The sequence below is a fragment of the Bacillus sp. AFS012607 genome (assembly GCF_002558005.1).
Classification (GTDB): Bacteria; Bacillota; Bacilli; order Bacillales; family Bacillaceae_G; genus Bacillus_A; species Bacillus_A thuringiensis_S.
Genome location: NZ_NTVM01000002.1, coordinates 84,160 through 105,608, shown reverse-complemented (window position 1 = coordinate 105,608; position 21,449 = coordinate 84,160). Strand labels below are relative to the sequence as shown.

Here is a 21,449-nt window from a genome sequence, read left to right as displayed (position 1 = left end):
AGGGAGTAGGATGAAATTTTCTGCGTTAGGGGATCAAGCAATTATTGTTACATTTGGTGAAGAAATTAAGATGGATATATATGAGAAAGTACAGCGGTTATTTCAAGCACTGCAGCAACATCCGTTTGCAGGAATGATTGAGTGCGTTCCGTCGTTTACTTCATTAGCTGTTTACTACAATGTATACGAAGTATGGAAGAGAAATGAGAGAAATGAAAGGCCATATGATTACGTTCACCAGTATATAAAGGAGCTGTGTGATTCTTATAAAGAAGAAGTAAAACAGGATGTGAAACATATTTCTATACCAGTGTGCTACGGGGGAGAATATGGACCTGATTTAGAAGAGGTTGCGCATTATAAAGGTTTACAAGTAGAAGATGTGATTCGAATACATAGTGAAACTACATATTTTGTATATATGCTAGGTTTTACACCAGGGTTCCCGTATTTAGGAGGACTATCAAAAGAATTAGAAACACCTAGAAAAGAAACGCCACGGTTACAAATCTCTCCTGGTTCAGTAGGTATTGGCGGAAATCAAACAGGTATTTATCCGCTTGAAACACCAGGAGGATGGAATATTATCGGCCGAACTCCTATTTCATTATTTAATCCAGAAGAAGAAATACCAACATATATTCAAAGTGGTATGTATTTACGATTTATCCCAATAACGAAGGAAGAGTACGTATCATTTGAGGGGGCTAAAGAATGGATGTAGAAGTTTTGCATGCAGGAATGTTTACAACAGTCCAAGATTTAGGGCGATCTCATTATCAACAATACGGTGTACCCGTTGGCGGGGCGATGGATCAAAGTGCACTTCGAATGATCAATATGTTAGTTGGCAATGAAGAGAATGAAGCGGGACTCGAAATGACGATTATGGGACCTAAATTGTTAATAAAGAAAACGACTTTACTTGCGATTGGCGGAGCAGATATGGAACCGTTATTGAATGGAGAACGTATCCCGTTATGGCGTCCCATTTTAGCGGAAGAAGGTAGTATGCTTTGTTTTGGAAAAGTGAAAAGTGGTTGCAGAGCGTATGTGACTTTTGCGGGTGGCATCCATATTGATCGTACTATGGGAAGTAAAAGTACGTACATACGTGCTGCGATTGGCGGTATAGAAGGAAGAATGCTCAACAAGGGTGACTACTTCCAAATTGGTGCACAACCAGAAATGGCGAATCGTTTCATTCAAGACTTACAAAAAGATGGGAGAATAAAAACGAAATGGGCAATTAACAACAGCGTACTATCAAAGTATAAGAAACATCCTAAGCTTCGTGTCATAACTGACTTTGAATATGATCAATTTACAGAAGAAAGTAGAAAGGCATTTTTTACGAAAGAGTATAAGGTATCTAATTATGCTGACCGCATGGGCTATAGGATTGAGGGAGAAGTTTTAAATAGGATTGAAGAAAAAGAGGTTTTATCGAGTCCTGTTACATTTGGAACCATTCAAGTTCCAAATGGTGGACAGCCAATTATATTAATGGCAGATAGGCAAACGACAGGTGGCTATCCGAGAATGGGAAATATCATTTCTGTAGATTTACCTCTTCTTGCCCAGCTAAAGCCGGGGGACTATGTTTCTTTTGAGGAAATTACGCTTGAAGAAGCGGAACAATTGTACATAGAACAAGAAGTAAATATAAATCTATTAAAGAAATTTATCGCTTTACGAAGCTGAAATTAGGAGGGATACATTGTGACTACAATCGATTTAAACTGTGATTTAGGAGAAAGTTTTGGAGCTTATAAAATGGGGAATGATGATGAAATTCTTCCGTTCGTTTCCTCTATAAACGTTGCTTGCGGTTTTCATGCGGGTGATCCGTCTGTTATGCGGCAAACTGTTGAAAAAGCTTTGGAGCATAACGTAGCGATAGGGGCGCATCCTGGATTTCCTGATTTAATTGGATTCGGTAGAAGAAACATGAATGTTTCAGCAAGTGAAGTATACGATTATGTTTTATATCAAATCGGCGCATTAGACGCATTTGTAAAAGCGGCAGGCGGGAAAATGCAGCATGTAAAGCCGCATGGTGCCTTATATAATATGGCGGCAACGGATTCGAAAATTGCAGATGCAATCGCTAAGGCAATTTATCATATGAATCCGAGTCTATCGCTTTACGGATTAGCAAATAGCGAGGCGTTTATACAGGCTGCAGAAAAATACAATGTAACTCTCGTACAAGAAGCGTTTGCGGATCGTACATATAAGCAAGATGGAACGTTAACGAGCCGTACAGAAGAAAATGCACTTATAAAAAATGAAGACGAAGCGATAAAGCAAGTGCTTCAAATGGTGAAAGAAGGCTATGTAAATTCGGTCAATGGAGAGGAAGTAGCAGTTCAGGCGCAGACGATTTGTTTACACGGTGATGGAGAAAAAGCAGTACAATTTGCGGGAAAAATATACAGAATATTCGAACGTAATGGTATTTCTATTTGTGCACCGAAATAAAAAATAGGGGGAAGTGCTGGGATGATTAAATTAATCGGAATACTACTTGTTGCAGTGGGCTTTTTATTTAGATTAAATACACTTTTAGTAGTTATGGTTGCAGGTATTGTTACGGGGATGGTTTCAGGATTAAGTTTTTATGATGTGATCAGCATGTTCGGTAAATTTTTCATAGAAAATAGATATATGTCTATGCCAATTATATTAACTTTACCGGTAATCGGAATTTTAGAGCGTTACGGTTTAAAAGAAAGAGCAGAAGCACTTATAACGAAATCAAAAGGAGCAACAACTGGAAGAGTATTAATGTCATATTTTACGATAAGAGAATCGTCAGCAGCACTAGGGCTTAATATTGGTGGGCATGCACAAACGGTAAGACCGCTCGTTGCACCGATGGCAGAAGGGGCCGCGCAAGGTAAATACGGTAAACTTCCTGAAAAATTAAGAGAAAAGATTAAAGCAAACGCAGCTGCTGCGGAAAATACAGCTTGGTTTTTCGGAGAAGATATTTTCATCGCAACTGGTGCTATTTTATTAATGAAAGGGTTCTTCGATTCAGTAGGTATGCATGTGGGTGTATGGGATATGGCACTTTGGGGCATTCTAACTGCAATATCTGCACTTATTGTAAGCTGGATTAGATTTAGAAGGTTTGATAAATATATAGAGAAAACAATGAAGGCAGAAGGAAAAGAAGAGAAGGAGGCAATCTAATATGAACATCATCACAATGGATACAATCTATTATGTATTAGGGATAATCGTTGCTTTTATCGCTGTTCGTATCGCATTCGATCGTGAACATCCCAACAGATTCGGTTCTAGTTTATTTTGGGCATTGTTTGCAGTTACATTTTTATTCGGAAATGTAATTCCTTCGTTTTACGTTGGCTGTATCGTGCTCGCTATGGTCGTTTTAGCCTCGCTAAATAAAGTAACAAAATCAGAGGAAAAAGAAGTTCCAGTACAAGAGCGTGTAAAACATGCTGAGAAATTAAAAAATAAAATTTTTATGCCTGCACTATTAATTCCTATTTTTACAATTATCGGTACGTTGACCTTAGGGAAAATTAAATGGGGAAATGTCTCTCTTGTTGATCCAGATAAAGTAACATTAGTTGCATTAGCGCTTGGTGCATTACTCGCATTCGTTGCGGCGATGCGTATTACAAAATCAAAAATAACAACGCCTGTACAAGAAGGAAGCAGACTATTACAAGCTGTCGGCTGGGCTGTAATTTTACCACAAATGTTAGCAGCACTTGGCGGTATATTCGCGAAGTCTGGCGTTGGACAAGTTGTTTCAGATTTAGTCGGACAAGTGTTACCGACAGAGTATCCGTTCGTTGCTGTTATGGCGTATTGTTTAGGAATGATGCTTTTCACAGTCGTAATGGGAAATGCATTCGCAGCGTTTGCCGTTATTACTGGCGGAATTGGTTTACCTTTAATTGTTCAAATGCACGGTGGGAATCCAGCAATTATGGCAGCACTCGGTATGTTTGCTGGATATTGCGGAACGCTACTTACGCCAATGGCAGCAAACTTTAATATCGTTCCGGCGATGCTTTTAGAACTAAAGGATAAAAATGCAGTTATTAAAGCACAAGTACCAATTGCTCTTTCAATCTTTATTATCAATATGTTTATTATGTACGGCCTTGTATATCGTTTCTAATTAGGAGGGAAAACTATGAAAACAGTATTATTAACAGGATTTGATCCGTTTGGCGGAGAAAGCATCAACCCAGCTTGGGAAGTAGCAAAAAGTTTGCATGAAAAAACAATTGGAGAGTACACGATTATTAGCAAACAAGTCCCAACGGTATTTCATAAATCAATAAAAGTATTAAAAGGATATATAGAAGAACTAAACCCTGAAATGATTATATGTATCGGACAAGCTGGGGGCAGACCAGATATTACGATAGAGCGTGTCGCAATTAACGTTGATGATGCAAGAATTGCTGACAATGAAGGGAATCAGCCCATAGATGTGCCAGTTGCAGAAGAAGGACCAGCTGCTTATTGGTCTACACTTCCGATGAAAGCAATCGTAAAAAGACTGCAAGAAGAAGGTATACCAGCTTTCGTTTCACAAACAGCAGGTACATTCGTTTGTAATCATTTATTCTACGGTCTCATGCATGAACTAGAGAAGCGTGATAAGAAAATAAAAGGCGGATTTATTCATATTCCGTTCTTACCAGAACAAGCGAGTAAATATCCAGGGCAACCGAGTATGTCACTTTCTACTATTCGTAAAGGGATCGAATTGGCAGTTGAGGTAACGACAACAGTTGAAGTAGATATTGTAGAGGTTGGGGGTGCGACGCATTAAATAAAACGAATTGTACAACACCTCCTGTAAACAACTGGTATAATAAGTATAGGAATATACATAGAGGTGATTTTTGTGCAACAATTTGAAGAAGTACGTTCAATTTTAGAAAAAGCGAAGAAAATTACAGTATTAACAGGCGCTGGTGCAAGTACGGAAAGTGGTATTCCAGATTTTCGTTCAGCAAATGGATTGTATGCTGATGCGAATGTGGAGATGTACTTATCAAGAGGGTACTATAACCGAAGTCCGAAAGAATTTTGGAAGCATTATAAAGAAATCTTTCAAATTAATACGTTCCATCAATATAAACCAAATCGTGGCCATCGCTTTTTAGCTGAGCTAGAAGAACAAGGGAAAGATATTACGATTTTAACGCAAAATATTGACGGTTTACATCAATTAGGTGGCAGTAAGCACGTCATTGATTTACATGGAACACTTCAAACAGCACATTGTCCAAAATGTAAATCAGGCTATGATTTACAGTATATGATTGATCATGAAGTACCGCGCTGTCAGAAGTGTAATTTCATTTTAAATCCAGACGTTGTTTTATACGGAGGTACACTGCCGCAATATCAAAATGCGATGAAACGTTTATATGAAACAGATGTACTTCTCGTTATGGGAACGTCATTAAAAGTACAACCTGTCGCTTCATTCCCGGAAATCGCAAAGAGGGAAGTAGGAGCAACAACCATCTTAGTAAATGAAGAGTTAACAGGACAGGAATATAACTTTGATTATGTTTTTCAAAATAAAATTGGTGAATTTGTTGAGGGATTATCTTCAATGAAATAAATTATTAAAAAAACTGAGGTATCCACCTCAGTTTTTTATTTGAGTAATCACTGTTTTAAGCCATATGAAAACATTTTGATAATGTAGTAACCACATCTCTATAATTTATAAAAATCAATTTGCCCCATTTTTCTTTTAGAATAATATTCATGTTATTGTGCATTAAGGGAATGGTAATAAATAGGATAATTAATTAAAAAACTGAAAATTAAATCTTTTATTTCTTTTGTAATTAATATAAAATTCTATATATATCATATAAATAAATTTGATACATAATGATTTTGCGTAGAAATGTTAATAGAATGAAGCGAGGGAGCGAAATGAGACAGAAAAAGGAGCAGAAGAAACAATCGAAAAAGAAAAAGACTCATATTCCTTTTCGGTTAAATGTACTATTTTTTATTGTCTTTCTTTTATTTTCAGCTATTATAATTCAATTAGGTAAAGTACAAATCATTGATGGAGAAACGTATAGAAATGAAGTAAACAAAAAGGAAGATGTAACGGTAAGCACTCCCGTTCCTAGAGGGAAAATGTTTGATCGGCAAGGTCACGTTATTGTAAATAATAAACCATTGCGAACCGTTACATATACGAAAATGAGAGGAGTAGACTCGAAAGAAGTTTTACAAGTAGCAAGAGATTTAGCCAAGCTGATTGAAATGTCGCAAGAGGACATGGATAAGTTAACAGAGACAGATAAGAAAGATTTTTGGATGCAGTTAAATGAAAAGCGGGCAGCAGCGAAAGTAACGAAAGAAGATGAGAGTAAATTTAGAAAGCAAGAAATAGAAGGAAAAGAATTAGATAAAAAAGTAGAAGAACTGCGCCGGGAAAGAATTACACAAGAAGAATTAAATGAGCTTTCAAAGGAAGATATAGAAGTATTAGTAATTAAAAGCAAAATGAATGCGGGATATAAAATGACGCGGCAAATCGTTAAAAAAGATGTAAGTCAAAATGAATATGCTGTCGTTAGTGAAAGATTGGCAAGTTTACCGGGGGTAGATACGACAGTAGATTGGGAACGTGAATACCCAAATGATAAAATACTTCGCTCTATACTAGGTAGCGTTTCTAATGAAAATGAAGGGTTGCCAAGAGAACAATTAGATTATTATTTAGTTCGTGATTATAATCGAAACGATCGTATTGGTAAAAGTTACATTGAAAAACAATACGAAGATGCACTACATGGAACGAAAGAACAGTCTAAAAATATTATGGATAAAGCAGGGGAAATTGTTCGAACAGAAAAAGTGACCGAAGGAAAAAGTGGAAATAACTTAATGTTAACAGTCGATATGGATTTACAGAAAAAAGTAGAGGGAAGCCTTGAAAAGAATTTACGAGCTTTTCATGCTGCAGAGCCGATGATGGATCGTGCGTTCGTAGTAATGATGAATCCGAAAAACGGTCAAATTTTATCAATGGCAGGAAAGAAAATTGTAAATAAAGATGGCGGTATGCAAATAGAAGATTATGCATTAGGAACGATGACAAGTTCTTATGAGTTAGGATCAACTGTAAAAGGTGCTACTTTATTAGCTGGATATCAAACAGAAGCGATTAAGCCATATACACATTTCTTTGATGCACCAATGTATTTTAAAGGAAGTTCTAAGCCGAAGAAATCGTGGAAAGAATTTGGGGATATTGATGATTTAAGAGCTTTACAAGTTTCATCAAACGTTTATATGTTTAATACAGCTTTAAAAATGGCAGGCATTAATTATGTCCCAAATAATCCATTAGATATTAAACAAGAAACATTTAATAAAATGCGCTACTATTTTAGACAATTTGGCCTAGGTGTGTCGACTGGTATTGATCTGCCAAATGAAGCAATCGGTCAAGTAGGTAGAACTGATAACATACCCGGATTTTTACTTGATTACGCGATTGGACAGTATGATACATACACGCCTCTTCAGCTTGCGCAATATATTTCCACAATTGCAAATGGCGGTTACCGAATGAAACCACAAATTGTACAAGAAGTTAGAGAGCAACCGAATAGACCAGAGGATGTAGGAAAAGTCGTTCGGTCGATTGAACCAGTTGTATTAAATCGAGTGGATATGGACACTTCGTACATTAATCATGTAAAAGAAGGGTTTAGAAGAGTTTTTCAAGAAGCTGACGGAACAGGTACCGGAACGTTTAAAGGTTTACCATATAAACCAGCGGGAAAAACAGGAACAGCTGAGACAGTATATGGTGGAGAAAGTGATATTGGAAGAGATGAGAATAACAACCGAAAAAAATGTTATAATTTAACTCTTGCCGGTTATGCACCATATGATGCTGATCCGGAAGTAGCTTTTTCAGTTGTTGTACCATGGGTGAATGATGATAAATCAGGAATTAATTCTGCGATTGGTAAAGAGATTTTGGATGCGTATTTTGAATTAAAAACAAATAGATCAAATACAAATTCAATTCCAGTAGAACAACCGAACAAGGCACAGTAAAAATAGTATCACTGCATGGAAACATATTGTGCAGTGATATATTTTTTGAGTTAAAAAGCGCTTTATAAGGTGGGAATGGATATGAAAAAGGAAATTAAGAGAGGCTGGGGAAAGTACATACTATTTATATTGGTGATGGTAATAGGCTACCATTCTTTTACTTTATGTAAAGTGGAAGGGGAATCGATGCACCCGACTTTATATGAAGCAGATTACGTATTTGTAAATAAAGCAGTAGTACGTCTTTCTAATTTACAACGCGGAGAAATTGTTATTATAAAGGAAGCGGATGAATCGAAATATTATGTGAAACGTGTAATAGGGCTTCCGGGTGATGTAATTAACATAACGAACGGAAAGGTATATGTGAACGATAAAAAGCAAGAAGAACCATATACGAACAAAGATTTATTTAACAACACACAAGTGTTTTATAACTTTCAAAAGACAAAAATTCCGCCAAATAAGTTATTTGTAATGGGAGATAACCGCGAAGTAAGTAGAGATAGTCGAAATGGCTTAGGATATATTGAAGAAGATAACATAATTGGCAAGGTGGAATTCGTATATTATCCTTTTTCAAAAATGAAAATGATAGAATAAGTGGGGGAGAAGCAAAACCCCACTTATTAAAGTTTCACTTTATTTTCTTTAAAAAACCTTTTGGATTAAATGATATGAAAAATTTATGTTTAGACTCGTCGATTATGAAGTTATTATTTTTAGTTAAAAACTCATCCACAGCCTCCATCGGACCAGGACCCCAATCGGGAAGAAGCGGATTTCCATTAATGGAGGTATCTTCTACAATCATATAACTGCCAGTAGTGACGATAGATTTATATAGTAATAGTTCTTTGGATACATGCTCTTTACTATGATCAGAATCTAAAATAACTAAAACCACATCATCAGGTTTGCGCATGCTTACTATTGTTTGGACGGCCTGCACAGAAACAGAAGAGGCTGTTAAATACGTAATCCGATTATGTGATGGCCGATTTGGCTGCGGAGTTATATCGATAGTAAGTACGTGACCTTTTCCAATTAAATCTAACATAGAAGCTAAATACAGTGCACTACCACCGTGAAAAGTCCCGCATTCAATAATTAAATCGGGCTTTAATTCATAAATAATTTCTTGATACAAAAAGAGGTCAGAGGGAAGTTTACAGATTGGAACTCCGAACCAGTGTGTATCGTTTAACCACACGAGGCTGTTGTAATATTGGTTTAGAAATTCATTGCTTATATTATCGATTTTAAATTCTCCTTTCTAAAAAGGATTCTCTCGTTTGACGTAAAGTGTTTACGCATGAAAGTTGTACTATATATTATGTAGTAAAGAATTGTAAGGCGAGTGTTTTTACTTGAAAATAAGCCAAATAACTCATGTGGAAAATGAAAGGAAATGATTGTATGTACAAATACACAATTTGTTTTATTAGAAAAAGCGATAAAATACTGCTATTAAATAGAAATAAAAAGCCGAATATGGGGATGTGGAATGGTGTTGGAGGAAAAATAGAAGATAATGAAACGCCATACGAAGGAATAATTAGAGAAACGTTTGAGGAAACGGGTATAGAACTTTCAAGTGTAATGTATAAAGGGACTGTTGGTTTTAAAGGTAAAGATGAGCCCCAGGCTAGTGAAGGAATGTATGTGTTCGTTGCTGATTTGCCAGATGGAATGCAAATGAATACACCATTTCGTACGGCTGAAGGATTATTAGAATGGAAAGAAATTGATTGGATATTAGATGGTGATAATAGAGGTGTTGTTAGCAATTTACCAAAATACTTACCGACAGTATTAACAGAAGAAAATAAGTTAAAACATATATTCACGTATGATAACCGGAATATTATTCATTACACAACTGCATGTTTGACGGAAGATGATGCGAATAAGCGATATGAAAAACAACTCATTTCTCAATAGAAGAGGATAGTGAAAAATCACGTTTTTGCTCTCATTATATATGCGAGGTGATTATATGTTTCAGAAATACAATTCATTGGTCAGAATTGTAATATATATGATATAACTTTTCTTATGGTGAAAGAGTAGAGAATATACGTAAACGGAACAAAAAGGAGGTGGCTTTGCCACCTCTTTTTGTTAGCTACGAATCGCCTTAATTATAAATCGATGTTGATTCACATCTAAATATCCTTTTTGCAAAATAATCTCATGTATACGATATAACTCCTCAAAGTACTTTTCGACAGTAAAATCAGGAATTTGCCACGGAATTGCTTTTAAATAATAGATGATAGCGCCAATATCATAAAAACGTTGGAAAGGGAATTCTTCTTTTGCTTCTAAAATAGTAAATCCATTTTGGTTTAACTCACTGCATGCAGTTTCGAGAGACCAATTTGCAAACTCACTATTTAGAGGCGTACCCAATTGTTCATTAAGTTCAACGCAATCAAGACCGCCAACTTGTTGTGTAAGAAATATTCCATTAGGAGAAAGTATTCTATTTACCTCAGAAGCAGAATAGGGTTCATGTTGATTCAGAATGAAATCAAACTGTTCATTTTGAAATGGTAAAGCAGTATCATCACTTACTGCCACAACTGTAACCCCTAAAGGTTCTAATTTCTTCTGAGCAATTGGCACGTTTGGAGCGTAGCCCTCAGTAGCGAATGTAGTTGACGGGAACGGTTGTAACATAGATAAAAACTCTCCGCCACCAGTACCCATATCGAGCATTGATTCTGCACGTTGCATAAGCTGAAAAGCAGTACTGCCGTACGACCACGATAATGGCTCGCTCTTCATTCGACCCGTTTCTGAAATGAAAGAAAAATCCCAGCCACTAAAGTTTGTATTTGCACTTTCTAATAAAGTTAAAAATAATGGATCACGTTTCATAAATTTGTCCTCCTATTTTTTAATGGATAATATGATGAGAAAAGAAAAAGGGAGGACCTCTTATTAAAATGAAGCAGTTTTATGTTTCATGTTCGAATAGATTCATATAAATTCGCTCCTTGTGAGAATGGTTATTTATATATTCGGGATAAATAAGTGGAAATCCTTTGATCAAGAGCTAGGGAATTTAGTAGATATGACTAAGGAAGTTCTAAATCGCTTGGAAAGCATGATAAGTGATAAAAATATATTAATTGGAATGCACCGAGAGAAATAATCGTTATTCACGAAAAAATATAGATGGAGGAAGCTTTGTTAAACCTGTTGAAGAATGCAATAGAACATTCTAAACCAGGTGGTAACATAATGATTCAGGTCAAAAATTCTCCAATCTATATCGAACTAGTGATCCAAGATTTTGGAGAGGGAATTTTAGCTGAAGAATTACCTCATATTTTTGAACGATTCTATAAATCAAGTAGTTCTAAAAAGCTTGGCTCGAATGGAATTGGGTTGGCACTTGTCAAAGCTATTATTTAGGCTAACTAACATATTGTATGTTTCAGTATCTATTTTATAAAAAAGAAAATAGATGTAACGGTCCTCCTTTTAATAAAAAAATCCTATAAAAATATAGTGCTCTTAAAAAATTTTGTTACAAATTTGTTTTGTTTGACTTTAAAAAAGGAAAGTAATATTTATTTGTAGAAAATTTTTAAGGATAAAAATAGGATGAATATCCATGGTAAGAAAAAGGGGGCACTTAAATGTTAACAAATGATTTAGATTTTCGATTAGAACCACGTTTAAAAGAACTGTATGAACAACATAAAATAAGAGCGCAGAAGATAGACTGGGCTTATCATGAGTTTTTACCATGGGATAAGGGAATGGACTTTAAAAGAGTTCCTTGGGATGAAAGTCAAGTTACTCTCCCTTCTGGTGTAATTACGGCCATTGAAACAGCTTTATTAACAGAAGTGAATTTACCATGGTTTACAACGTATTTATCTGCGACTTTTAAAGGTTCCCTTTCTGTTATTACAGACTTTATTCATACTTGGACCTCAGAAGAGGATCAACATTCGAATTTATTAGAGACATATTTACTACTCACTCGAAGTGTAAACCCTAAACGTATACATGAATTAAGAAAATCAGTCGTTGAGTGTGGATTTGAGCCTGATTTTCATACACCAATCGAAGCCATGACATATACGACGCTACAAGAACTTGCAACAATGGTGTTTTACAATAATGTAGCTAAGGTGGCAAGTAAGCATGATCCAGATCTTGCTACATTATTACGCCGTCTTGCAAAAGATGAAACACTTCATTATGCGTTTTATCGAGACGTTATTCGAACACATTTAGAATTGGAACCAAATTATTGCTACCATATTGCCAATGTGATTAGGAATTTTAAAATGCCAGGTGCCGTCATGCCTGATTTTGAAAATAGAATGGCTGTGATTGCAAAAGAAGCAAACTATGGCCCACTACAATATTTTGATCAAGTACTTGATGTAGTGGTTGAGTATTGGGGGTTAAAAGATTTACGACCAATTGCCCCTCTAGCAGAAAAATCAAGAATTGAGATTTTGGAGTATCATATAAGATTGAAAAAAATACGGGATCGATTTGGCCGTTTTCAAGGGGAAATTGATCTACGTTAATGGGTGGAGATTTCAGGATATACGCGTATGGATTCCCTTTTCTTTTATTGGAAATCTCGAACGCTCTTTGGTATTTTACGGCTGTTTTACTTGATTTAACTTTTGTAGAAAAAAGTAATTGACACCTAAAATGAACTTGTGATATTATTAAATATTTGATAAAAAACAACATATGTGTTAAGCTTGAAAAGGTTACCACATATGGAGGTGGATTATATGTTTCAAATTGGCGATAACATTGTTTATCCAATGCACGGAGCAGGTATAATTGAAGCCATAGAAGAAAAAGAATTCTCAGGGGAAAAACAACAGTATTATGTCATCAAAATGTCAATCAGTAATATGCAAGTCATGATTCCTACGGGTAAAATATTGAATTCGAATATACGCCCAGTTACTGATATACTTGCATTAAAACACATTATACACATTTTTTAGCATGAAAAATCATGTAAATTACTGCCGTGGAAACAAAGGCATAAAGTGAACACGGACAAAATAAAAACGGGTGAAATACAAGAAGGTGCTGAAGTTGTACGCGATTTAATGCGTATGAAGAAAGAAAAAACACTGAATACAAGTGAAAAAAAATTGTTGGATGATGCATATAAGTTTTTGGTCAGTGAACTAGAATTAATTAAAGGAATCACTGAAAATCAAATAAAAAGTTTCTGTTAAGGTTTATTATAGATAATGTATTATATCTCCCGAAAACATCCTGAATTTTTCGAGAATATGATGAGTATTAAAAGTAAATCATTTCAAAGACATTCAATTTCTTCAACTCACTTTTAGAGTAGGAACCTCTTTTGTTATTACTTCAATCTAATCCATTTTTATTTTTAAATTTATTTTACGAACATTCGAAGTTTCATTAAATAACTCGATTAAATAGTCACTTGATTTTTGCAATCCTGATTCACACTGGCACGGACAAGGAGCCGTAAGGATGAAAGAGAGGTAGGGCTTTCATTGTTTTAGGTAATATACTATCTAAGTCATTATTTCTAGAAGAAAAAACAATCAATCTCACCGCCAGCTTTAAGAGTTCCTTACATCTACTGAGACAGTGAATAGTAATTGTTTATCTTCTTTACGTAAAATTGATAAACGAACTGGTAACACCATATGGTAAACTACAAAAAATGGTTTCCAGACCAAGAAACCATTTTTTATTTTATTTACATAACAATAGTAAATTAAGCAGTAAGAAGGAGTCCGCACATGAAAAAAATGTTAACAAAAGAATTAAGTAATGAATTAAAGAAGCGAGAAGGGATTATTTCTATTACAGTTGAGCCTTATGAAAAAATCGAAGTTGGTGGAATTCGTGTAGATGGACCAGCTATTATTCTAATTAATCAAGAATAGGTAAAAATAGTTGCATGCAAGGAGAAAAGGATCAGCCTTTAAGAAAAGGGGGATCCTTTTTGCTTGCTGCAGCTAATATGGGATATACATAACTTTTATCTGATGTGTTGGGGTTAAAAGGAAGGAGAGGATGGAGATTATCATGGTGGAAAGCTTAATATTGGTAGGATTTCTTTTTACGTTATATAAATTAGTTGATAAAAAAACAAACTAATTATTTAAAACGATAGATTGTTTCCTTTTTAAGGCCGAGATTTATCTGAGAGTGAAATGGATCATCTAAAGGAGGAATTAAAATGGATGCAAGGAAAGAACGCATAAAATACGAGAAGATGTCAAAGAATTATGATCGTATTTATTTAGTTTCGTTTATCCTATTAATTGTACTTGTTTGTAGTAGTGTGATTATCATAGGAGCTACAGGCGGAAAATATGGAGTGTTTTTATTGTTAGCAATTTTACTTAACGCACGTATTACGAAAGAATCTCAAAAAAAGTATGAGCACTATTCTAATAAAGGGCGTATTTAAAATGATACATAACCAGAAAGGAACAACCTAGATGTATATTCAAAATATCCCTTTATCATCTCCTATTAACTAGTAAAAGTAACTTTATATAAATCATTTTTTTAGCAATGTAGAAATAGAAACCGTACCCTATTAAAATGTTATTTCCGTCCATATAATGAATTATCCTTCTAGCATATTTATAAGATTTATATCATATATTAGTAGAAAGAATGCAAGTTAGAAAGGAGTTTTATAGAATGAGTTATTTGGAGGGAAATGACTTTAGTAAACAAAATATGGTAAGTGTGCCTAATCCCTATGTATATCAGACATTACAATCAGTAATTGGTAAACATGTGGTTATTGAAACTGTAAGAGGCAATATAAGAGGTAAATTAAAGGATGTGAAACTAGATCATTTGCTCATTGAAGATACGGTGCCATATATTGTACGCATTCAACAAATTGTATGGATTATGCCAAAACAATAATCACATGTAATTTGATTTATAATAGATTAGCATTATAAATCAAATAAAAACACAGGGTTTTATCTCTGTGTTTCTTCAAATTTTCGTTTTTGGATATATGCTTGAGCATGGATAATTTCTTTCTGAAGTTCTTTTAATTCTTCCATAGATCCAGATTCAATCCTCATGTACGTAGTAACTAGACTAATCATCATATCCATCTTCTCTACTATATTTTGAATGACCTGTTCAGATTGCTCTTTTTTAGGGTGTTGTATTGCTATTAGAGCATTTTCTATATAATTGTTCTTTCTTTGCTGGATATCATAAATAAACTGTTTTGTGTTTGAGTTCATTTGTTATTCCTCCGTTTTGGATATACTTCTATTCTATCATATTTGAATGGTGAATATTAGATTCCCCTAAATATACACCTGTCACATACATCTCCTCAAATATAGAAACTAATTCCTTAACGTACAGGGAGCTAATCAAAATATGTTAATTTTGTGTCTAAACGTACAATTTTCGTTTTTGATATGGTGAGCCCTAATTGTAGTGCCCAATCCGATGTAAATTCCTCAATAACAACAGATTTTTCCATATCTCTAATACCCTTATGTATTTTGTGCTTGAATATAATATCAGATTTAGATAAGCAAAACTATTTCAAGTGAATAGAATCCACTCTTTAAGAATACATAAAAAATATATATACAAGCGTATTCTAATCACTGCATCATTGGTGAAAGTAGAATTCTATAAATTTTGGAGGAAGAGATATGCAAAAAAAGGTTCTCCTGTTTACAGATTTAGGGATTGATGATGCGTTTGCTATACTGTACACCTTTTTTCGTAAAGACATTCAACTTGTAGGAATTGTGGCCGATTATGGAAATGTATCAAGAGAAGATGTAATAAGAAATATTAACTATTTAAAGTACATTGCGGGAAGAGAAGAAATACCTGTATTCCTTGGTGCTTCTGTACCGTTGACAGGTATAGTGATTCAGTATTTCCCTGAGGTACATGGAAAAGTTGGATTAGGACCTATTATTCCACCTGAAATTTCATATCCAGTTTATCCTTTAAATGATATTTATCAAATTATAGAATCAAATTTAGAAGATCTTACAATTATCAATTTAGGAAGACTTTCTTCGCTAGCTACGACTTTTGTATTAAATTTAGAAACAATGCGAAATGTAAGAGAATGCATTTGCATGGGGGGAGCTTTTTTCTATCCAGGTAACGTAACTGCTGTGGCTGAAGCTAATTTTTACGCAGACCCGTATGCAGCAAACTTAATTCTGCAGCATGCAAAGAACTTGACGATTATTCCTTTAAATGTGACTCAACACGCGATTGTTACACCCGAAATGGTCCAGCAAATTGATGCATTTCATCGGAGTACACAGGATCTTGCAGGACTCATCATCAAACCTATGTTAGATTATTATTATAATTTCTACTCCAAGTCTAATCCTGGTATAAGTGGAAGTCCTATGCATGATTTTGTAACAGTTTGGTATTTGCTAAATCAAGACGCTGTTAGTCTTTCAAGAGTACCTATTAAAGTAATCCCTGATCAAGGAGAAGGATTTGGTCAAAGCATTGCAGATTTTCGTTTTGTTACTAATCCAGGCTATAAAACGCATAATGTAGCTTTTCAGTTTGATTATGAAAAATTTAAGAAAGATATTATGGAAACGTTCCTAAAGAAGAGAGTGTAATAGACTTTATTAACTTCAGATAATACGGATTATGAGAATCAAATGTCACTTAACTTAACTTAACTGTAAATATCAAATTAACAAAACAAGTTCCCCTAAAATAAAAAAGACGTTGACTTCTCTATGTAATTAACTGTCGTTTCATGTCCAGCGATGATGAATAGCCAAATTGTCGAAAGAAGCTCGTTCTTATTCAACTTGTTTTCTTGCTCTCTTGTTTGAATGAGATCGTTTATCAAATCAGAATCAGGATTTAGACGCTTTTCGTTAAGTAATGTCTCAATGTAATGAATAAACTTTTAAGTGTTGTTTTAACTTCAGTTCCCTGAATAGGTTCCACAGAGGTGTCCATGAGTTTTTTGTCTATTTGCGGAACTGGTTTCGATCAGTGGCGGGAATCCCAAGCACCTCTGAAATGAAAATAATGGGTAGTGGTTAAGCAAAATCTGCAATAATTTCCATCTTTCCTTGTTCTTGTACAGCAACTAACAATTCGTCGGCAAGTTGCTGAATACGGGAACGAAGGTCCTCAATCATACGTGGTATAAAGGGTTTAGAGACCATCCGACGCAGGCGAGTATGATTAGGAGGATCTACCGTAAGCATATTCGGACTCTAGATTCTACAACATTTCAACTTACAGACAAGTTTTCTTGACATATACATTATTTTAGACAAGCCTTTTATAATGCATATAGGGTAAATTGTTAAATTTTGATTTTTTATATGTAAAATGATAATAAAGTTATTTAATTTCAAAAGTCCAAATAAGTATAACCCGATCTAAATTTAGATCGGGGTTAAAAATATAGTTGTTTAATCTTGATGTAAGAAACGTCACTAGATTGAAAAATATAACAAAAAAGTTATTGAAAAATGAATCTTTTCACTTGATATATATTTCTTCTGGAGCATTTATACATTTTCATAGTAACCAACCAGCTAATCAATATGATTCCTGCAAAAAGTAATAGTAAATTACTATACAAATGAGTGAAAGAATTAGCATTCATAGGTAGTAATTTTCGGTTTAGCAAATGTATCGATAATAATCCACCTACAATCGCAATCCCCATTCCTTTCGTTAGAAAGCCTGGGAAATTAAGCAAACTCATTCTAGTACCAGCAGCCTTTTGTTCCAAACTACTGAAACACTGATAGAGATAACTGTTTTGGTCATGAACTCACTGTTGTAATATGTCTAGTGTGTCTTCATGGTATGTTTCAAGAAAAGGCCGAATGGCATATTCAGCGTTATTCCTTTTCGTTATTTCATACATGGTGTTGAATGAGGTTTCAAAATCGTTCAGACCATATTTTTCAACGTATTTTGCGATAGGCATGTACATATATCCGTTTGTGAATGTGCCTACTTCTGTTGTATTTTCTGGTCCTAATGTTTTCAGTAATATATGTATTGCTACATTAAAATCTTTTTGTAAAGCATTGTGTAATTCATCTGCTATTACTTCAATACGTTGTTTTAACTCTAAATTTTCAACTTTATATGTTACAGAATCTACAAAGATTCTTTTAGAAAAATTAGGATCGTGTTTACAAATAGAATCAGCTATTTTCTCTGCTAATTCTTCATTAAATAAAAATTTTAACGGAACATATTTACCCATTTTTTCACCTCGGTGGTCAAATGAAAACAATTTTTATTTTTTAATCGACAATCCATAAACTAAAGTCTCACTCGGAGTCGTAATACTAAAACCTGTCGTCTTATAATCAAGTTTCACTGTATCACCAGTGTATTCTTTCGTGAATGAATCCATTTGTACGATAAGCTCTACATCTTCATATACAACATCATCTGCGTTATATGTATCCCAAATTAAATCGACATCAACGAAAATACTACAAGAGTTCGTCATTGTTCCTCTAATGCGAACGATCTTTTTATCTTCACGTTCTAATCTACGTATAGCTGCTTTTGCTTCATCAGTAATACGAATGTTCATTGTATCCCAACCTTTATTTATATTTCCTTTATTATTGCAAAAACAGGAGCAATAATAAAGGAAAGAGGTTTGCAACAAAAAACGAGCAAACAAATTTGTTTGCTCGTTTCACTTTATTTTAGTTCACATTTATCAAGTGGAATCACTTTTGTTTTTTTCGTAAATTTATAACCTAACCATAGTACTAAGAAGAGTGGTAAACCGATGTAAGAAACGAGTACACCGTTCCAATCAATTGCTTCACCCATAAATGCGCCGTAGTTTTGTCCTAAAATTACGATGATACAAAGTGTAAATGCGAAGATTGGACCGAATGGGAACCATTTTGCTCTATATGGTAAGTCTTTTAAATCTTTTCCTTGTGCGATATATGCTTTACGGAAACGGTAATGACTAATTGCAATTCCGACCCATGCGATAAAACCAGACATTCCAGATGCGTTTAATAACCAAATGTATACAACACCGTCACCGAATAAAGAAGCAATGAAAGCAATACTACCAACAATTGACGTTACGATTAATGCGTTAACAGGTACACCGCGGCTATCTAATTTACCAAGAAACTTTGGTGCTTTTCCTTGGCGAGCTAAGTCCCAAAGCATACGAGTTGATGCATACATACCAGAGTTACCAGCAGATAGTACAGCAGTTAAAATAACAGCGTTCATAACAGAAGCAGCAAAGGCAACGCCCGCTTTTTCAAAAATAAGTGTAAACGGACTTACTGTTACATCACTTGCAGCAAGGCTTTCAGTTGTATAAGGAATTAGTAAACCGATAACGAGAATCGCAAGGATATAGAATAAAAGAATACGCCAAAAGATTGAACGAATTGCTTTTGGGATATTACGTTCTGGATCAGATGTTTCACCAGCAGCTACTCCTAATAATTCAGTTCCTTGGAAGGAGAAACCAGCTGCCATAAATACACCGATAATTGCCATGATACCGCCGTTAAATGGTGCATCTGCAACTGTGAAGTTTTTAAATCCAACAGTTTCGCCGCCCATAATTCCGAAAATCATCATGAAACCAACAATTAAAAAGATAATAATAGTAACTACTTTAATAAGTGCGAACCAATATTCAGATTCACCAAACCCTTTAACAGATAAATAGTTTAAAAGGAAAATAATAGCTAAACATAATCCACTCCAAATAAGAGAAGGAGTATCTGGGAACCAAAATTTCATAATTAATGTTACAGCTGCAAGTTCAGCAGCAATCGTAATCGCCCAGTTATACCAATAGTTCCATCCAAGTGCAAAGCCAAGTGATGGATCAACAAATTTTGTTGCATACGTACTAAAAGATCCAGTAACAGGCATGTAAGCTGCAAGTTCAGCTAAGCTTGTCATTAAAAAATAAACCATAATTCCAATTGCGGCGTATGCAATTAATGCGCCACCAGGTCCAGCTGTATGGATGACACCACCGCTGGCAAGAAATAGTCCGGTACCAATTGTACCACCGAGAGAAATCATCGTAAGGTGACGAGATTTTAATCCGCGTTTTAATTCACCTTGTCCTTGTGTAGTTTGCGTTTTAGAGGTAGATTGATTTGTTGCGCTATTCATGTTCAACACTCCTTTTCTTGTAGGTTAGGAAGGAGCGGGGGAGAAAAATACAAAAAACCGCCAAAGGAATTTGGCGGAACGTTTCACAAATAACCACCCCATCATACCCTTCCGTTAAGATAGCACCCCACGTTTACACGGTAATTTGTAAACGTGACAGTTCTGTTCCTTTCGGAGACAGCCCCAGCTCATATTTCCAGAGAAGAAATATAAACTTCGGCAACCTTTCCTTTCAAACGGAGTTGGTGACATTCTCTGTGTCTCGTCCGTTTTACTCATAAAAGTCGCAACCTCTACCTCATCGGATTGATGAGGATTTGATATATTGCTAAGATTTTTAATATATGGCAATTGTAATGACTTTCTGAATATATTGCAAGATATTTTGTTAGGAAAAGTCAAAAAATATCGGTTATTGTATAGGAAACGCTTGCAAAACTCCACCCGAACCTACTATTATGTAGCAATAAGCAAAGAAAAAATTGTTATACAAATGTTTCGCAAAAAATATTGAAAAACCCTCTAAATTAAAAGAAAATTCAGAAAAATATAATTCGACATAACTATCAAAAGAGGATTATTCCTTAAATTCGTTTCAAAGAATAAGTATAAATTTAACGGATAGAATGAATATTCTTTTTATTTTTAGTAAAATTGAGGTATTGTTTAATTGAAAAGGGGAAATCAATATGAAATTAGAAACAGAAAGGCTCTATATAGTGCCGTGTACAGAAGAGAGGATTCAAATTGCTAACGAGCAAGGATACAATAGCGGTCCGCATATTGTAGGGCATGTAAAGAATGTAAAACAAGATGCAGCTATATTACCATGGGGTGCGTGGTATGTTCTTCGGAAAGAAGATGATAGCTTTTTAGGTGATATTGGGTTTAAAGGGAAACCAAACGAGAAGCAAACAGTAGAAATTGGCTATGGATTTATTGAGAAATATTGGAATCAGGGCTATGCAACAGAAGCTGTAAGAGAACTAATCGATTGGGCTTTCAAAACAGGAGAGGTAGAAACAATAATTGCAGAGACACTCCTAGATAACTATAGTTCGATTCGTGTTTTAGAAAAGTTACATATGAAGAGAGTAAATGCTACAGAAACGATGATTAATTGGAAAATAGAAAAATAAAAAATA

21 protein-coding genes, 5 pseudogenes and 1 riboswitch are annotated in these 21,449 nt (G+C 34.7%); of the genes and pseudogenes, 18 read left to right on the top strand and 8 right to left on the bottom strand.

The window, feature by feature from the left end; all coding sequences use genetic code 11:
* Positions 1-10: 10 nt before the first annotated feature.
* The 9 genes from pxpB (at position 11) to lepB (ending at position 8,712) form a co-directional block, all read left to right on the top strand.
* A complete protein-coding gene (gene pxpB, locus CN409_RS00870) occupies positions 11-724 on the top strand; it encodes a 5-oxoprolinase subunit PxpB (RefSeq protein WP_000672262.1) in 714 nt (237 codons plus the stop codon).
* The gene (locus CN409_RS00865) at positions 715-1,704 is read left to right on the top strand and encodes a 5-oxoprolinase subunit C family protein (RefSeq protein ID WP_000382228.1); all 990 of its coding nucleotides are present in this window, start codon (positions 715-717) and stop codon (positions 1,702-1,704) included. Before pxpB ends, CN409_RS00865 begins: the two co-directional genes overlap by 10 nt.
* Before the next feature lie 18 nt (positions 1,705-1,722).
* Positions 1,723-2,484 carry a 5-oxoprolinase subunit PxpA gene (gene pxpA / locus CN409_RS00860; RefSeq protein ID WP_000207324.1) on the top strand — a complete coding sequence of 254 codons (762 nt, stop codon included), beginning with the start codon at positions 1,723-1,725 and terminating at the stop codon, positions 2,482-2,484.
* Between the two features lie 21 nt (positions 2,485-2,505).
* Entirely contained in the window at positions 2,506-3,201 is a 696-nt protein-coding gene (locus CN409_RS00855) for a DUF969 domain-containing protein (protein ID WP_097981872.1), read from the top strand.
* 1 nt (position 3,202) lies between these two features.
* On the top strand, positions 3,203-4,165 hold the full coding sequence (locus CN409_RS00850; protein ID WP_001021658.1) for a DUF979 domain-containing protein: 963 nt from the start codon (positions 3,203-3,205) through the stop codon (positions 4,163-4,165).
* A gap of 15 nt (positions 4,166-4,180) precedes the next feature.
* On the top strand, positions 4,181-4,828 hold the full coding sequence (gene pcp, locus CN409_RS00845; RefSeq protein WP_097981873.1) for a pyroglutamyl-peptidase I: 648 nt from the start codon (positions 4,181-4,183) through the stop codon (positions 4,826-4,828).
* Positions 4,829-4,903: 75 nt separating this feature from the next.
* On the top strand, positions 4,904-5,632 hold the full coding sequence (locus CN409_RS00840) for an NAD-dependent protein deacylase (RefSeq protein ID WP_141527672.1): 729 nt from the start codon (positions 4,904-4,906) through the stop codon (positions 5,630-5,632).
* Between the two features lie 323 nt (positions 5,633-5,955).
* Positions 5,956-8,109 (top strand): peptidoglycan D,D-transpeptidase FtsI family protein, encoded by a 2,154-nt coding sequence (locus CN409_RS00830; RefSeq protein WP_097981875.1) that lies wholly within the window; start codon positions 5,956-5,958, stop codon positions 8,107-8,109.
* An 81-nt stretch (positions 8,110-8,190) separates the two neighbouring features.
* A complete protein-coding gene (gene lepB / locus CN409_RS00825; RefSeq protein ID WP_044784024.1) occupies positions 8,191-8,712 on the top strand; it encodes a signal peptidase I in 522 nt (173 codons plus the stop codon).
* A gap of 34 nt (positions 8,713-8,746) precedes the next feature.
* Here the strand turns inward: lepB and CN409_RS00820 are convergent, their stop codons facing one another.
* Entirely contained in the window at positions 8,747-9,370 is a 624-nt protein-coding gene (locus CN409_RS00820; RefSeq protein ID WP_265736909.1) for a cephalosporin hydroxylase family protein, read from the bottom strand.
* Between the two features lie 158 nt (positions 9,371-9,528).
* Here CN409_RS00820 and CN409_RS00810 point away from each other — a divergent pair, with 158 nt between their 5' ends.
* Positions 9,529-10,053, top strand: a complete 525-nt coding sequence (locus tag CN409_RS00810; protein WP_000280180.1) for an NUDIX hydrolase — start codon at positions 9,529-9,531, stop codon at positions 10,051-10,053.
* Between the two features lie 180 nt (positions 10,054-10,233).
* Here the strand turns inward: CN409_RS00810 and CN409_RS00800 are convergent, their stop codons facing one another.
* The gene (locus CN409_RS00800; RefSeq protein WP_097981877.1) at positions 10,234-10,995 is read right to left on the bottom strand and encodes a class I SAM-dependent methyltransferase; all 762 of its coding nucleotides are present in this window, start codon (positions 10,993-10,995) and stop codon (positions 10,234-10,236) included.
* A gap of 163 nt (positions 10,996-11,158) precedes the next feature.
* Here CN409_RS00800 and CN409_RS32615 point away from each other — a divergent pair.
* From CN409_RS32615 to CN409_RS00770, 6 genes and pseudogenes are all read left to right on the top strand, one after another.
* A pseudogene (locus CN409_RS32615) lies at positions 11,159-11,532 on the top strand (sensor histidine kinase); the annotation flags it as partial.
* A gap of 230 nt (positions 11,533-11,762) precedes the next feature.
* A complete protein-coding gene (locus tag CN409_RS00790; protein ID WP_097981878.1) occupies positions 11,763-12,671 on the top strand; it encodes an acyl-ACP desaturase in 909 nt (302 codons plus the stop codon).
* Positions 12,672-12,887: 216 nt separating this feature from the next.
* Positions 12,888-13,349: pseudogene (locus tag CN409_RS00785) on the top strand (CarD family transcriptional regulator).
* A 546-nt stretch (positions 13,350-13,895) separates the two neighbouring features.
* A complete protein-coding gene (locus CN409_RS00780; RefSeq protein ID WP_000738546.1) occupies positions 13,896-14,042 on the top strand; it encodes a BC1881 family protein in 147 nt (48 codons plus the stop codon).
* A gap of 296 nt (positions 14,043-14,338) precedes the next feature.
* Positions 14,339-14,572: a hypothetical protein gene (locus tag CN409_RS00775; RefSeq protein ID WP_000340032.1), complete on the top strand. Its 234-nt coding sequence runs from the start codon at positions 14,339-14,341 to the stop codon at positions 14,570-14,572.
* A 239-nt stretch (positions 14,573-14,811) separates the two neighbouring features.
* Positions 14,812-15,045, top strand: coding sequence for a YuzF family protein (locus CN409_RS00770; RefSeq protein ID WP_000120816.1), 234 nt, complete (start codon positions 14,812-14,814; stop codon positions 15,043-15,045).
* Positions 15,046-15,104: 59 nt separating this feature from the next.
* On the opposite strand, the gene CN409_RS00765 is transcribed toward CN409_RS00770, so the two are convergent.
* A complete protein-coding gene (locus CN409_RS00765; RefSeq protein WP_001087711.1) occupies positions 15,105-15,380 on the bottom strand; it encodes a hypothetical protein in 276 nt (91 codons plus the stop codon).
* Positions 15,381-15,806: 426 nt separating this feature from the next.
* On the opposite strand from CN409_RS00765, the gene CN409_RS00760 reads away from it, so the two are divergent.
* Positions 15,807-16,757 (top strand): nucleoside hydrolase, encoded by a 951-nt coding sequence (locus tag CN409_RS00760; protein WP_001170286.1) that lies wholly within the window; start codon positions 15,807-15,809, stop codon positions 16,755-16,757.
* Positions 16,758-16,879: 122 nt separating this feature from the next.
* Here the strand turns inward: CN409_RS00760 and CN409_RS32205 are convergent.
* The 5 genes and pseudogenes from CN409_RS32205 to CN409_RS00730 form a co-directional block, all read right to left on the bottom strand.
* Positions 16,880-17,369: pseudogene (locus CN409_RS32205) on the bottom strand (cytochrome P450); the annotation flags it as partial.
* A 254-nt stretch (positions 17,370-17,623) separates the two neighbouring features.
* Positions 17,624-17,934 (bottom strand): annotated as a pseudogene (locus CN409_RS32200) (tetracycline resistance MFS efflux pump); the annotation flags it as partial.
* Positions 17,935-17,944: 10 nt separating this feature from the next.
* Positions 17,945-18,385: pseudogene (locus CN409_RS00740) on the bottom strand (hypothetical protein); the annotation flags it as partial.
* A gap of 33 nt (positions 18,386-18,418) precedes the next feature.
* The gene (locus CN409_RS00735; protein WP_001026197.1) at positions 18,419-18,724 is read right to left on the bottom strand and encodes an iron-sulfur cluster biosynthesis family protein; all 306 of its coding nucleotides are present in this window, start codon (positions 18,722-18,724) and stop codon (positions 18,419-18,421) included.
* A 113-nt stretch (positions 18,725-18,837) separates the two neighbouring features.
* On the bottom strand, positions 18,838-20,304 hold the full coding sequence (locus CN409_RS00730; RefSeq protein ID WP_001083394.1) for an amino acid permease: 1,467 nt from the start codon (positions 20,302-20,304) through the stop codon (positions 18,838-18,840).
* Between the two features lie 112 nt (positions 20,305-20,416).
* Positions 20,417-20,608, bottom strand: a riboswitch (Lysine riboswitch).
* 385 nt (positions 20,609-20,993) lie between these two features.
* On the opposite strand from CN409_RS00730, the gene CN409_RS00725 reads away from it, so the two are divergent.
* Positions 20,994-21,443 carry a GNAT family N-acetyltransferase gene (locus CN409_RS00725; RefSeq protein ID WP_000764593.1) on the top strand — a complete coding sequence of 150 codons (450 nt, stop codon included), beginning with the start codon at positions 20,994-20,996 and terminating at the stop codon, positions 21,441-21,443.
* Positions 21,444-21,449: the final 6 nt, after the last annotated feature.

Bases quoted from the DNA above. Each gene is read 5' to 3' on its own strand.
- pxpB (WP_000672262.1), top strand. From the start codon at position 11: ATGAAATTTTCTGCGTTAGGGGATCAAGCAATTATTGTTACATTTGGT.
- CN409_RS00865 (WP_000382228.1), top strand. From the start codon at position 715: ATGGATGTAGAAGTTTTGCATGCAGGAATGTTTACAACAGTCCAAGAT.
- CN409_RS00855 (WP_097981872.1), top strand. From the start codon at position 2,506: ATGATTAAATTAATCGGAATACTACTTGTTGCAGTGGGCTTTTTATTT.
- CN409_RS00850 (WP_001021658.1), top strand. From the start codon at position 3,203: ATGAACATCATCACAATGGATACAATCTATTATGTATTAGGGATAATC.
- pcp (WP_097981873.1), top strand. From the start codon at position 4,181: ATGAAAACAGTATTATTAACAGGATTTGATCCGTTTGGCGGAGAAAGC.
- CN409_RS00830 (WP_097981875.1), top strand. From the start codon at position 5,956: ATGAGACAGAAAAAGGAGCAGAAGAAACAATCGAAAAAGAAAAAGACT.
- lepB (WP_044784024.1), top strand. From the start codon at position 8,191: ATGAAAAAGGAAATTAAGAGAGGCTGGGGAAAGTACATACTATTTATA.
- CN409_RS00810 (WP_000280180.1), top strand. From the start codon at position 9,529: ATGTACAAATACACAATTTGTTTTATTAGAAAAAGCGATAAAATACTG.
- CN409_RS00800 (WP_097981877.1), bottom strand. From the start codon at position 10,995: ATGAAACGTGATCCATTATTTTTAACTTTATTAGAAAGTGCAAATACA.
- CN409_RS00790 (WP_097981878.1), top strand. From the start codon at position 11,763: ATGTTAACAAATGATTTAGATTTTCGATTAGAACCACGTTTAAAAGAA.
- CN409_RS00780 (WP_000738546.1), top strand. From the start codon at position 13,896: ATGAAAAAAATGTTAACAAAAGAATTAAGTAATGAATTAAAGAAGCGA.
- CN409_RS00775 (WP_000340032.1), top strand. From the start codon at position 14,339: ATGGATGCAAGGAAAGAACGCATAAAATACGAGAAGATGTCAAAGAAT.
- CN409_RS00770 (WP_000120816.1), top strand. From the start codon at position 14,812: ATGAGTTATTTGGAGGGAAATGACTTTAGTAAACAAAATATGGTAAGT.
- CN409_RS00765 (WP_001087711.1), bottom strand. From the start codon at position 15,380: ATGAACTCAAACACAAAACAGTTTATTTATGATATCCAGCAAAGAAAG.
- CN409_RS00760 (WP_001170286.1), top strand. From the start codon at position 15,807: ATGCAAAAAAAGGTTCTCCTGTTTACAGATTTAGGGATTGATGATGCG.
- CN409_RS00735 (WP_001026197.1), bottom strand. From the start codon at position 18,724: ATGAACATTCGTATTACTGATGAAGCAAAAGCAGCTATACGTAGATTA.
- CN409_RS00730 (WP_001083394.1), bottom strand. From the start codon at position 20,304: ATGAATAGCGCAACAAATCAATCTACCTCTAAAACGCAAACTACACAA.
- CN409_RS00725 (WP_000764593.1), top strand. From the start codon at position 20,994: ATGAAATTAGAAACAGAAAGGCTCTATATAGTGCCGTGTACAGAAGAG.